The organism is Paenibacillus sp. FSL R7-0272 (assembly GCF_037969905.1).
In the GTDB taxonomy this organism is placed as follows: domain Bacteria; phylum Bacillota; class Bacilli; order Paenibacillales; family Paenibacillaceae; genus Paenibacillus; species Paenibacillus polysaccharolyticus.
This window is the reverse complement of record NZ_CP150221.1, coordinates 1,842,274-1,854,706: the sequence shown is the minus strand read 5'-3', so window position 1 is coordinate 1,854,706 and position 12,433 is coordinate 1,842,274. Positions and strand designations below refer to the sequence as shown.

At 49.0% G+C, this 12,433-nt stretch carries 16 protein-coding genes; all 16 read right to left on the bottom strand.

Annotation, left to right across the window (positions count from 1 at the left end; genetic code table 11):
• Positions 1 to 12: 12 nt before the first annotated feature.
• Positions 13 to 588, bottom strand: a complete 576-nt coding sequence (locus tag MKY23_RS08360) for a histidine phosphatase family protein (protein ID WP_339837181.1) — start codon at positions 586 to 588, stop codon at positions 13 to 15.
• Between the two features lie 24 nt (positions 589 to 612).
• Positions 613 to 1,410 (bottom strand): glutamate racemase, encoded by a 798-nt coding sequence (murI, locus tag MKY23_RS08355; protein WP_339837178.1) that lies wholly within the window; start codon positions 1,408 to 1,410, stop codon positions 613 to 615.
• 81 nt (positions 1,411 to 1,491) lie between these two features.
• Complete coding sequence (locus MKY23_RS08350) at positions 1,492 to 1,890, bottom strand: hypothetical protein (protein WP_339837174.1); 399 nt, start codon at positions 1,888 to 1,890, stop codon at positions 1,492 to 1,494.
• Between the two features lie 14 nt (positions 1,891 to 1,904).
• The gene (locus MKY23_RS08345) at positions 1,905 to 2,357 is read right to left on the bottom strand and encodes a hypothetical protein (RefSeq protein ID WP_339837171.1); all 453 of its coding nucleotides are present in this window, start codon (positions 2,355 to 2,357) and stop codon (positions 1,905 to 1,907) included.
• Entirely contained in the window at positions 2,354 to 2,509 is a 156-nt protein-coding gene (locus MKY23_RS08340; protein WP_186811663.1) for a hypothetical protein, read from the bottom strand. The genes MKY23_RS08345 and MKY23_RS08340 overlap by 4 nt, the downstream gene beginning before the upstream one ends.
• Positions 2,510 to 2,522: 13 nt before the next feature.
• Positions 2,523 to 2,891, bottom strand: coding sequence for a hypothetical protein (locus MKY23_RS08335; protein WP_090922141.1), 369 nt, complete (start codon positions 2,889 to 2,891; stop codon positions 2,523 to 2,525).
• Positions 2,892 to 2,961: 70 nt separating this feature from the next.
• Positions 2,962 to 3,840 (bottom strand): serine/threonine protein kinase, encoded by an 879-nt coding sequence (locus MKY23_RS08330; RefSeq protein ID WP_339837166.1) that lies wholly within the window; start codon positions 3,838 to 3,840, stop codon positions 2,962 to 2,964.
• A gap of 24 nt (positions 3,841 to 3,864) precedes the next feature.
• On the bottom strand, positions 3,865 to 4,419 hold the full coding sequence (locus tag MKY23_RS08325; protein ID WP_154982981.1) for an N-acetyltransferase: 555 nt from the start codon (positions 4,417 to 4,419) through the stop codon (positions 3,865 to 3,867).
• A 102-nt stretch (positions 4,420 to 4,521) separates the two neighbouring features.
• Positions 4,522 to 4,674 (bottom strand): hypothetical protein, encoded by a 153-nt coding sequence (locus MKY23_RS08320; protein WP_339837161.1) that lies wholly within the window; start codon positions 4,672 to 4,674, stop codon positions 4,522 to 4,524.
• Positions 4,675 to 4,750: 76 nt separating this feature from the next.
• Positions 4,751 to 5,743, bottom strand: a complete 993-nt coding sequence (locus MKY23_RS08315) for an SDR family oxidoreductase (RefSeq protein ID WP_339837158.1) — start codon at positions 5,741 to 5,743, stop codon at positions 4,751 to 4,753.
• 53 nt (positions 5,744 to 5,796) lie between these two features.
• Positions 5,797 to 7,116 carry a F390 synthetase-related protein gene (locus tag MKY23_RS08310; protein WP_339837155.1) on the bottom strand — a complete coding sequence of 440 codons (1,320 nt, stop codon included), beginning with the start codon at positions 7,114 to 7,116 and terminating at the stop codon, positions 5,797 to 5,799.
• Positions 7,113 to 8,000 carry an MBL fold metallo-hydrolase gene (locus MKY23_RS08305; RefSeq protein WP_339837152.1) on the bottom strand — a complete coding sequence of 296 codons (888 nt, stop codon included), beginning with the start codon at positions 7,998 to 8,000 and terminating at the stop codon, positions 7,113 to 7,115. Before MKY23_RS08305 ends, MKY23_RS08310 begins: the two co-directional genes overlap by 4 nt.
• Positions 7,997 to 8,986: an NAD-dependent epimerase/dehydratase family protein gene (locus tag MKY23_RS08300; RefSeq protein ID WP_339837149.1), complete on the bottom strand. Its 990-nt coding sequence runs from the start codon at positions 8,984 to 8,986 to the stop codon at positions 7,997 to 7,999. Before MKY23_RS08300 ends, MKY23_RS08305 begins: the two co-directional genes overlap by 4 nt.
• The gene (locus MKY23_RS08295; protein ID WP_339837146.1) at positions 8,983 to 10,224 is read right to left on the bottom strand and encodes an ATP-grasp domain-containing protein; all 1,242 of its coding nucleotides are present in this window, start codon (positions 10,222 to 10,224) and stop codon (positions 8,983 to 8,985) included. Before MKY23_RS08295 ends, MKY23_RS08300 begins: the two co-directional genes overlap by 4 nt.
• Complete coding sequence (locus tag MKY23_RS08290) at positions 10,214 to 11,215, bottom strand: beta-ketoacyl-ACP synthase III (protein ID WP_339837143.1); 1,002 nt, start codon at positions 11,213 to 11,215, stop codon at positions 10,214 to 10,216. Before MKY23_RS08290 ends, MKY23_RS08295 begins: the two co-directional genes overlap by 11 nt.
• Positions 11,216 to 11,473: 258 nt before the next feature.
• Positions 11,474 to 12,361, bottom strand: coding sequence for a TIGR01777 family oxidoreductase (locus MKY23_RS08285; RefSeq protein ID WP_090922123.1), 888 nt, complete (start codon positions 12,359 to 12,361; stop codon positions 11,474 to 11,476).
• Positions 12,362 to 12,433: the final 72 nt, after the last annotated feature.

Sequence of the window (12,433 nt, the reverse complement as noted above, 5' to 3'; positions counted from 1 at the left end):
GCTCTTTTTTGTTCAATCCAGCCACAGTCTGGAAATGGCAGGTTGTTTCCCCTCCTCATATTCCTCTTCACTCGTAGACTCCTTCTCCCGTTTTAGAACATATACATCAGGATTCGAAAGCTTGGCCCACTCCGCATAACCAAAGGATGGATCATAATAACGAATGATTAGGGACAACAGGTTGCCATGCGTAACAACAGCTCCATGACGCTCCGGTCTGCGCCAACATTCCTTCAGCAGCGCCAAAGCTCTGGCAGCTGCGACTCTGGAAGATTCTCCGCCCTGTGCTGCCCAATCTTCATCCTCATATGTACGTTTAAGCACATCCATCCAGTCTGGCAGATCCCTTGTACTCAGCACTCTTTCCTGCAAGCGCTCATCGGTATGAATGAGCTGCTCTATCGCTGCACCCAAAGGCATTGCAGTCTGTACGGCTCTTTTCCATGGACTGGATACGATATAAGAGATTCCATGACCAGACAATACATCTGCCAATTTTTCAGCCTGACTGCATCCCTCATCCGTCAGACTTGCGTATGGCTCCTGTCCTTCGGCTTTTGCGTGACGTATCAGGTAAATCGACTCCATTACTGACACCTCCCATAGTCTAGTCTACAGTACGTTGTCGCTTAAATATTGAAGTGCTGCACGCATCTTATTATGATCTTCCGTTCGACCCGATGAACTGAAAAAGGACACATTCCCTGCCTGCACCCGCCCCGTGTTTCCAGCTTGCTGCTGTGCACCAAGTTCAAGTCTTTGACTCAAATGACTTACCGTACCCACGCTACCATCAACAATCCGAATATGATCTGGTAACACCTTGCGCAGAATAGCTGTATAGAACGGGTAATGCGTACAGCCCATCACCACCGTACCGTATTGTTCCAGGTCCAGGCCTGCTAGCTTGGAGCGGAAGTATGCTGTTATTTTGAACGGATCAAACTCCAACTGCTCACACCACTCCACCAATTCAGGCAGCGCAAGGGAATCGACCCGATGCTCATCATCCACACGAGAGACCAATTCGTTATACTTCGTTTGACTCAGTGTCAAAGCCGTAGCAAACACTAGCACGCGCTTGCCGTTGTCCCTATTCATCTCGACGGCCGGTTTGACCGCCGGTTCCATACCGATAATAGGAATGTCATACATGGAACGCAGATCATTCACCGCTAAGCTGGTTGCCGTATTACACGCAATCACGATTGCATCTACTTGTTCCCGTACAATCGCCTCCACGCAAGCAAAAATATAACGACGAACCTCGTCCGCCGGCTTGGTTCCATAAGGGACATGTAATGTATCTGCATAATATAAATAGGATTCTTCCGGAAACTGCTGCAAAGCGGTATGCAGTACCGTTAATCCACCGATGCCTGAATCAAAAAAAGCAATCTTTTTCGTCAAAGATGTCACCTCTATAACGTATTCTTTCGGTTCTGAGGACCGTAAATGTACTGCTCATGCTGACTGGAGGTGAAGGTTATCTTAGTCGGATTGATCTGCTGCGATCATGTTATATTGTCTCAACCAGTCTTTACCACTGTTCCAGTCTTGCACTGGATTGTCTTCTCCCAATAATTCAACACTGGCCCGAGCCATGATCCACTCTTTCAAACCATTATCCGGGCTGGAACCAAGTTGATTTAACAAGAAATTCAGACCTTCTGATCCCGTTTGTAGAATAGCTTCATATACGTCCCGATGGCCTGCAATATAATCATTCGGGTTACTGCTGGCAGCCAGAACAGGCTCCTTGACCATCGTATTCAAACTTTGTTTAATAGTTTCTTCTGCGGAAGGGTTATCCGCTGTAACAGTACATGCAGATAAGGCTAGCGCTGTGCATAAGGAGAATAAGCTCGTCATAAGCCATCTATGTTTCATTACAGCCCCCCCCACTATAGAAGGTTTTCTTCGAATAGAGAATTTCCTTGTACCATCCAGTATCGTTCCTTCTCTGGTACCCTCTCCAAAAACTCCTTGTAACTCCCGATCCAGCCATCCGGCATGTAATGCTCAAAGGAAGCAGGCTCCGGGAACATCGAGAAGAATAGCCGCTTATCGAAATCGACAAGAAAGGACGGCACATACTTCAGCCATTCATCACCGACAAGATGGGCTTCACGAAAATGATGAAGCGAACTCCTCAGTTCAGCCGCGCTTACCTGCTCCTCCTGAATGGCTTGTAAGAACACAGCCGCCGTCTCCTCATTCAACACATCGATACCAAACCGTTCTTCCATCTCTATATTTAAAAACCAATACTCCCGTTCGGTGACGTACCAGCGCCACACGCCCTGAAACCAAACGCCAACAATGGTATTTTCAGCATAGACAGGTTCTGTTTTCATCGCTCTATCTCCTGGCGCAAATTCTGTCCTTGCTTCACTGCAAAGGTAATACATGCCGCAAAGCTGTCATCATAATTATACTCGTCCCGATAAATACGGATATGCGCTTCAATGACATATTCTAGGTCTTTTTGTATGAAAGTACGAATCATACGATTTGCTCTCCTATTCCATCCAACGATGAAGTAACTTTTCCCCTTCACTTCTCCGGCCAGCAGCCTGCTGTTCCAGAAATTCGGGAACTTCTCGCAGTTCAGTTGGACGATATCCGGCTCCGCATCCACAGTTATGATAAGTAACACCATTCTGATATAACGTCATGACTTTGGTCCACTGTTTGATATCCGTTTGCTTGGGTGCTTGAAAATCATGCCCCATATTCACCATAACCTCCGCACATTGTGGACATTTATGTTCAAGTCGCGCTGCGGTTTCCTTACTTAGATCATACGGCGATACTTGTTTATAAGACTTACGGCAGTTAAAGCATGCATATATTTCTTTATACGGTCCAGACATGGCATATCGGCACATCTTCCATCAAGCCTCCTTGTCATTTTCCATTATACGGGTTTTTATACATGGTTACGAATCCACTCTTCCATTACTTGTGCATAACCTCTTTCCATGCCAAGCCCAAATCCGCCACAGAAGTGAATCGCTGGAACCGATCCGGGTTCACCGCACGAAGAGCAACTTCATATAGTGCTTCTCCGGCATCCCAGCGTTCCTGGGAGCGATCAAGTTCTCCCCCAAGCAGTGCAAAGGCCATAGCGCCCATGTTAAACACATTCGTGATAGCATCTATTGACGCACCAAGTTCAAATTCCTCCGGAGACATAAAGCGGGATGAACCCCACATCCGTCCCATCGTATTCGTGAATGCACCTGCACGATATAGATCAATATCACAGATGTGAATCTCTTCCACTGCAAAATCATAAATCAAACTGCCATCGTAGAAGTCTACAGCCACATACCCTTTGCGCTCCGCTTCAATATGAAAGTCCAGAATGCGCTCCATGGCTTGAATTCGCCTCGGTACCGGAAGTTGTCTGAACTGAACATAAGGTGAGCGTGGATCTTCGTACTTGGCTGGAGGCGGGAAAGACCAGTGCGAATGCAGACACTCTCCCTCCACCCAATCGAACACACAAGCGTAACCGTTGTCAGTCGCAAAATGGTCTATTAACCGAATGAGACTGTCATGTGCCAGATCTTCATAGATCAAGACAGAAGACTGCAAATGACGTATAGCTTCCTCCGGGTCTGCCATATCATTGGCCTGAAGAGTACGTGCCCCTGCATACTTCACAAATTGCTTTTGACCATCCTCCTGCACCAAACCGAATGAAATATTGCCGGAGTCCTGCTGATCAAATACACAAAAGACAGTACCCAGCGGGGTCAGCCAGTCGAAGGCATGTTTTTCTTTTAACATAAATGATACACCATCTATTTCATGAACAACCTGATCGGTCATAGAACTTCTCCTCTTGCCTATAGATTAGATGTTTTTATCTACACTTTTGTTATAAAAATACGTCATGTGCGCTTCATCATACCCTTGGCCGCCCACTTCTAGCGCATTGCGTTCGATGCCGTAGGTTTCAAATCCATGCCGCTCATACAACCGTTTTGCTGAACTATTTGTAGTCACTACACTTAGATTAATCTGCTTCATAGTCTCCAGATGTTTACCCCGTTCCAGAACCTCGGATAACAACTGGGAAGCCAGTCCATTCCCCCTATGAGCTGGTGATACATAGACACCCCAGATAAATCCTTTATGCCTGAGCTTTAGACCATATTCTCTTTTGAAACCCATCATGCCCGCAAGCATGCCATCAGGTGTGAATGCACCAAGAATGTAATCATCAGGCTCATTATGTATTCGCTCTTTCACCTCACTGATGGATAACTGGCTGGACAACTCGTATGAAGCGCCAAAGGCTTCGGGATGCGTCCGTAGCGCTTCAAGCCGCAGAGGCCAGTACAGATCCGATTCGTCCCGTTGAATATTACGTAGCATATACCTTTCTTTGAAAGCATCTGAACTCATCCCTCATCCACTCCTTACATGTCAAGAAATATCAGGTCAATCATAATACAATCACTTTCTTACTCTGGAACACCCTTATTCAGTTTATCCTTTCTGCTTCGCCTACCGATTTCGGCTCTGGTTCTGGCTGTCGCGCCGATCACGGTCACGTCCCATCGCTTCCTGAACCCGGTCACGGGCCGGGAGTTTGCTGTTGATATGCAGGAGTAGTCCTGTAATGATCATGAGCAACGCAATGACAATCACTTCAAACATTGATCAGACCTCCATTTCCACTTGGAAAAGATAATGATTCTGCTTCATGTATGGTCGTATAATCACTTATTCCCCACTATTGCAGACCACGGGCAATCAGCCACTCCAGCCATTTCCACGGCAACAACGCCTTTGCAATAATAAGAACCCGTGAACCTTTGCCCAGTGCATAGCGCAATTTTGGTGCACGCATGCGCGCAATACGTCCGATCAGATCAGCGACCTCTTGCGGGTCAGGAGCAGTCTCACTGGCATGTTTCGAATAACGCAGAACCGCATCCAGCTTATGTTTATAAGCCGAATCCTCATTCCGGTGAATCTCACCGAGACCTTTATTCCAGATGGGCGTGCGATAGGCTCCTGGCTCCACCAATACGACACGTATTCCAAATGAAGACATCTCATGGCGCAGACTTTCTGTGAATCCTTCCACAGCAAATTTTGAGGCAGCGTATGGAGCATATCCCGGAAAACCGGATAGGCCGCTTACACTCGAAAGATTAACAATCAGCCCGCGTTTCTGTCCACGCATGACAGGCAGAACCGCTCGTGTCACCGCGATAAGCCCGAACAGGTTTGTTTCCATCTGGCGTCGCCAGTCCTCCATCGACACTTCCTCAATAAATCCGCCTACAGCAAAACCCGCATTATTCACCAGCACATCGATTTGTCCATATTGCTGAAGCACCGTATCCACAGCGGTTTGCACAGATTCCGAATCTGTCACATCAAGCTGTGCATAATGAATCCGCTCGGTCACTCCTGTTTCCTCGGCACGATTCGCAAGTTCTCCCTTGCGACTTAGATCACGCATTGTAGCCATAACTCGATACCCTTGCTTGGCAAGAGTGATGGCAGTCAGCATCCCAAATCCGCTGGAGGTACCTGTAATGAGAGCTACCGGAGGAGGTTGTTGCCCCGGCTGGCCTGATCTGGTTACATTTGCTTGAGCTGATTGAAGTAATTCCGTTGTTTTTTCCGCTCCTGATGTAACCTTGCCATCCACAGGTTTTGGCGAATCCTCTCCTATTTTATAAGCCCACACGGTCACATTATCACCTACTTTCATGATCGTTCGATTCATTTTTAACTAGTACATGTGCAGTCTGTGTTGAACTTTAATTAATCTAACCGTCTCTCCACCCGTCGCAACTTCGTGATCCCTGCTTCATACGTATACGGCACAAATTGAACCTCAGGTAACACACATTGCAGTCGACCTGCCAATTTCCCCAACTCTTGCAACACAGCGGCCTGCGCCTGCTCCTGACCCACTTCCTCGCTGACCCGTATTGACACCTCCAGCATCCCACTGCCACGTTGCACCACACGATAATGCTGAATAGCCGGTGAAGCCGCAATCACGGCACGACTGATAAAATCCGGAAAAACCGAAACAGCCTTCTCCTCATAGGTATGCGAAAAATAAAGCGTATCATCACAGCGGCCTTCAATCCGCTCGATGGCAGTAAACAACGAACCACAGGCGCACGGCGCTGCCGCCTCGGTTAAGATATCATTCAGCCGATACCGGATAATCGGCTGCGACGTTCGGGAAAAGTCCGTGATCACAGGCACGAACCGCCGGGTTGCAGGATCAATGTACTCTTTTTCAATATGCACAATGTCTTCATTCAGATGTATCGTTCCGTGCTCGCACGTTGCTCCCAAAAAGCCTTCTGTACACTGGTACACTTGATGAACCGTCTGACCGAAGACATGCTCCAGCACCTTACGATCCAGAGGGTCAAGCACCTCGGCTACGGAAATAATTTTCTGAGGCACATGTGTTAGACGTCCTTGCTGATAAGCATCAGCCAGTATACGAAGCATGGAAGGAGGAGCCACCCACACCGTAGGCTGGTATTCTTTCATACGTTCAATCAGGACATCCACACGCTCCAGCAGGTCAAAATATTGGAATTGCAGCTTGCCACGCTTGACCGATTCGTACAGGTTGCTATTCGCCCGCAGGAAGAACGCGATTTTCGCGGGTTTCCACAGCCCGCCCGGAAGAAGTTTCGCCAGCACGGTGCCCGTCCACGCATCCTGCTCCCGATCACTTACCAGAAAAATACCTCGATTACCCGATGTGCCCGAAGATAACCCTACCGTGACGCCTTGAATGGAGGATTGCTTGAAGTTACGGGTATCCTCACTTTCGCCAGCAAGGATTAGCGCCTCTTCCTTCGTAATACCTACCGTGTTCAGCGTGTCGAAATACTGCATCATCACCGTTTTTTCGATCTGCGGGAACTGTCTCCACTCGGATGCGTTCAGGTCTCCCCACCACTTTTGGTAAAACGGAGACTGTGCTCGAATCCGCTCCACATGACGAATGATTCGGCGTTCCTGCCAAAGTTCAAGCTGTGCCCTGGTACGCCATCTTCGCAAGCCACGTGCAAGTAAATAATGAGTAACAATACGAACAGGATTGCTCATCTTTCCGTTCCTCCTGTACCCCATGCGCTCAGCGCCTCTTGGCAATGACTCGGCACGATGCGAAGCCGAGGGAACTGTTGATGCAGGTGAACCAGCTTGTCAAAGTTCTGTCTATACTCCTGCCGATCTGACATAATAATACCTGCCAGTGCATGAGGTCTGCGCTGTTCACGGAAAGCCCGGCTCGACCATACTGCATCTGCACATAAAAAATAATCATGTTGCTCTGTCCGTAGCAATAAACCCATCATGCCTTCTGCATGACCCGATACTTCCACGCCGAGCAGGCTGCCATCACCAAAAAGATCGTACACCTCTTCCCAAGGAAACCCTGATGGGGTTTCCTTGCCTGTAGTCTCACTCATGTCCGCCCATCGCTTGGCAGGGTCGTTCACGGGCAGTGAGCGCTGGATAAAATCGTCAGGTAGCAGTCCGGCCAGAAAACCGGCCTTCACCGCCGCAATTGAACCAAGAGAACAAACCGCCTCATAGGCTCTCGGCAAATAAATAAACTGAGCCTCCGGGAAGTCCTTGGCACCTGCAATGTGATCTCCGTGAAAATGCGAAAGAATAACATAACGGATATCTGACGGCACCAGCCCGATCTGCTTCAGAAAATGGACGGCACTGTCTTCTTCCCGAAATACAACGGGCGTGATATGACGATATAATGCGTTCGGAAGTCGAGCGGTCTCTTCAAAAAAACGTGAACTGTACCCCGTGTCCAGTAGTATCGGGCCATGTTCGGGATGGAGAATACAAGCGAAGCCTGCCGGAAAACGAACCGGCCGGAAGCTTCCCCCCCGTAACGTAAGGAACTCTGGATGAGTACAGTAACCCGCTGCGCCTAAATATAATTTTACCGGCTTCGTTGTTAACATCATTCACTCATCCACCAATCTGCAAATTGTCGCAATCCCGCTTCAATGGACACCCGCGGTACATATCCTAGCTGCGCCTTAGCATCGGTAATGTCCAACGTTTGCGGCACACCCAAAGATCCAACGGAGTATCTGGTCAGTAACGGCTCTCCCAGAGCAGGAATGAATCGATGCACACCTTCCAGCACACTGGCCAACCCATAGGCCACTCGATAAGGAATATTCAGACGCCGCAGCGGCATGTCTAACATGTCAAAAAGAGTCCCGACCAACTCTGCAAATGGTCTCGGGTCTGCGTTCGAAATATTGTAGGCTCTCCCAAGCGCATCATCAGAAGCATCACTGCACAATAACAGCGCATCCACCACATTATCTACGCACGTCAGATCAATCAGCGCCTGTCCACCATCAATCATCGGTACTCCCCGCTTGGCATTCGCTGCAACAATCCGCGGGAAAAGCGTTTGGTCATACGGGCCAAAAATGGCTCGCGGGCGAATCATAATCGATGGCAATCCGTTACGATGTGCCTCCATCACAATGTCTTCAGCCATACGTTTGGTAGCCGCATAATGATTGGCCGATTTAGCCGGCAGCAGGTCATGTTCATGAACTTCATAACGCGGTATGTAGTTAAAATAAATACTCGGCGTGGAAACATGCACGAACCGCTGCACCTGATGGCGTAGAGAATGATCAATCAGATTTTGCGTTCCCTGCACATTACTGCTGTAGAAATCCTGATATTTCCCCCAAGGTGAGGATAAGGCCGCACAGTGGAACACGATATCCTGACTTGTACATGCTGCATCTACAATCTGGACATCCCGAATATCTCCCCTGATAAAGCGAACTCCAGCCGCTTCAAGCACACTGCCGATCTCTTGCTGTCGCCCCATGCCTGTCACTTCCCAGCCTTCTGCTGCAAGCCTTATCGCCAGATGTCTACCCAGACAACCTGTAGCCCCGGTCACTAATGCTCTCTTCATCGTTGTTCACCGTTCCATTCTATGTCATGAGTCAGTGCTTCCGTCAGCGTAATCTGCTGTGAACGTGCAAGACGCCAGGCAGCAAGTACGACCGCAAATTGTTCAAAAAAAGGCCGCCGATCCTGCCGCACATACACCACATCCCTGGCACCCTGCCAAGCCGTCCTCCAAGCTCGCAGGCTACCTCTGCTGCTATGAATCTGCCGGATACCACTTCCCAGCATGGGCAATGCTAACATCGCCTTATCATTACCTGACCGCGGTGTCACTTCGATCCCTTCGCTAAGTACCACTTCAGGTTCAAGCAATGCACGCACCAAGTCGTTACCAGGATGAAATAGATGAATGCCACTGGTTGCCCTCGGGTTACACTCAATCGCAGACACCTGACCCGTCACGTCTTCGATAAAATCAAATCCAATCTGTCCGCTGAAGCCCGTCGTGCGCACAAAGTGTTCTACCCACGCGCGCGTGCCCTCATGTTGCACCTGTTCAAAAAAAACACTCGCGCCTACACTGCCCGTACGATATCGGCTGTCGTAGGTGGCATGCGCGATTAAATGGCCTTCATGCACTACACTGTAGGTGCACAGTCCTCGTCCATGAATGTACCGCTGCGCCACCCAAGGTGAGGCAGGAGACAACGTATCTTCACCCGGTGGATCGTGGTACCCAAGTTTCGGCATACGTACTTTGGCCGCAAAACGGGAATAGACCGGTTTCCAGACCCACTCTCCCTTTAAAACCTGCTGCATCTCCAGCCACTCCTGCGGAGTTTGAATCAGATGTGTATCCGGAACCGGAAGCCCCATAGACTTGGCAAGCCTATTAAAATCATACTTATGATGCAGAACGTGCAACTGCTCCAGACTGGAAACAAGAACACGACAACGCTGCCTTAAGCGTTCAGCCCCACCAGCCACATAAAACACTTCTTCACACATCGGAATCAGCACATCGATCTGCCATATCTTAACCCAATGTTCCAGTGCCGACAGGTACTTCTCCGTATGGTGACGTGGCGATGGAACAAGTACGCATTGCTCCACCGCACTAGACGTTCTGCACAGATGATGGTTCATACTCTCCGCAATAAATACGAGGTGACCTGACCGATGCAACATACGCGCCAAATCCAGCGTAACCGGAGCTCTTCCCCCGGTAAGAAGTACCCTGTATGTATGACCCGTTTGTCCCTGAAGCACACGTTGGTCACGTCGTGCAAATCTAGTAGTCAAAGATCAGTCCTCCCAAAGACAGCCCAGCCGCCGTTCCGATCATCAATACCCGATCACCACGCTCTATTCGTTGCTGACGAATTGCCTCATGCAATCCCATCGGAATGGAGGCCGCAATCGTATTACCATGACCTCGTGTAATATCCATGAAGCGTTCTGCAGGAATTCCAAGCTTCTTGCGAATCAGGCGCATCGCCATTGCACTGCCCTGATGAGGAATGACCAGAGAGAAATCCTCCATTCGATCTCCGGAAGCTTGAAGCATCTCATTCATAAACCCGGGTAACAGCTTGGACGCCATGCGAAAAATTGCCTGTCCATCCATATGAAAGAGGAATGGATCTGGATGTGCCACATCATACTGGGCCGCATGATGCCGCGTGCCTCCGCCTGCAATCTCCGAAAACCGTGCCCCGCGGCTGTAGGTTCGCAGAGATGCATGAACGATCTGTGACGGGGATTCCTCAGATGCTCGCTCAATGATGACTGCCGCCGCGCCATCACCAAACAAAGCAGCACTTTCAGGATCTTTCCAGTTTAATCCGGCTGAAGCAATCTCGGTGGCTACGAGCAATACACGCTGGTAACGTCCAGCGTCTACCATATAAGAGATGACATCAAGTCCGTTCAGGAAACTCAGACATGTCGCATCCATATCAAAAGCAGGAACACCTGATTCTTCCTGTCCCATGGCCTGCTGGATAAAGACGGCTGTGCTTGGCAACGGCTGTTCTTTCGTACCGCTGGTGCATACCAAACAATCGATCTCACCAAAAGACAGCCCTGCATCGGCCAGAGCTGCTTCTGCCGCTCTTGCACCCATATAGGAAGAAGTCTCCTCGTCCGAAGCATAATAACGATAGCCGACGCCCGTCGCTTTGCTGACCCAGCCTGCGGGCACATGTAATCGCTCATCCAACTCTTCGTCTGTCACCTTCATCTGAGGCAGGTATTTTCCTGTACCTGCGATTCTTACTCTTCTAAGCTGCATATGCCCAACCTCTTCTCTTTCATGCGTGTTATGTAAATTTCGTGGTATTACCCATTAAACGAATATACCTGCAACTGAATAATAGTGATAATGAAAAAGAATATTTGAAACAGCCTGATGATCGATCCCGAGCCTAAATATCATCGAAATAGACGGAAGGGCAGATTGCTCTGCCCTCCCATTCACATATTAATGATTCCTGCACATGTTTTTCACAGTCTGAAAATGGAGGCACCTATGTAAACTGTCTGCTCCCCATTATTTGGATTTAAGGAGATCAGCAAGTGCCTTATCCAGCGAAGCATAAGTGAACGTAAAACCTGCCTTTTCGATTCTGTCGGGAATGACCCAGCGGCTCTTGAGTACCAGTTCCGTTTCCGTACGGATAAATATAGCTCCAAGCTCAAGCATCCAGCGTGGGGACGGAAGTCCGATACGTGCACCCATCTGCTTCCTAAGACTTGCCATCAGTTCCCGATTGGTCACTGGATGAGGAGATGAAGCATTATAGACCCCTTCCAGATCCGGATGCTCCTGTACAAATATCACCATGCGGAACAGGTCCTCCATATGAATCCAGCTAAATTTTTGGGTTCCTGCTCCCTGGGCTCCACCCAGGCCAAATCGAACCAGATTCGTCAGTGGTTCCATCACCCCACCTTCCCCAAGCACAATCGCAATGCGTAGTGCAATTTGACGTGTAGATGGTAGCTTGAATCCGAAGAATGCCTGCTCCCAAGCCTTGGCAACCTCCACAGAGAAACCCGAACCAATCTCTCCATCTTGTTCCGTCATTGGACGATCTTCCGCATGTCTATAGATGGTAGCCGTACTGGAGTTAATCCACAATTCAGGCGGATGCACACAAGCCAATACCGCTTCCCCGAGAATGTTTGTGGTTTCTGTTCTGGAATCCATAATGATTTTACGATTCTCGTCAGTATAACGGCAATTGACCGATTTACCAGCCAGATTAATCAGCATCTCCGCGCCTTCAAGTGCTTCAATGATGGCTGTTCGATCTTCCCAGGCGATGTGTCCAGACTGGCGTGAGATCACCAGCACATCGTACCCCAGCTTTTTAAACCGGACTGTAAAATCTTGACCAACAAATCCCGTTCCACCAGCAAGTACAACCTTTTTCACGGTATCCCCTCATTTCAGCAGATGCATCATGCCATCTACGCATTGCATTCATATCAGACTAAACAACGTAGC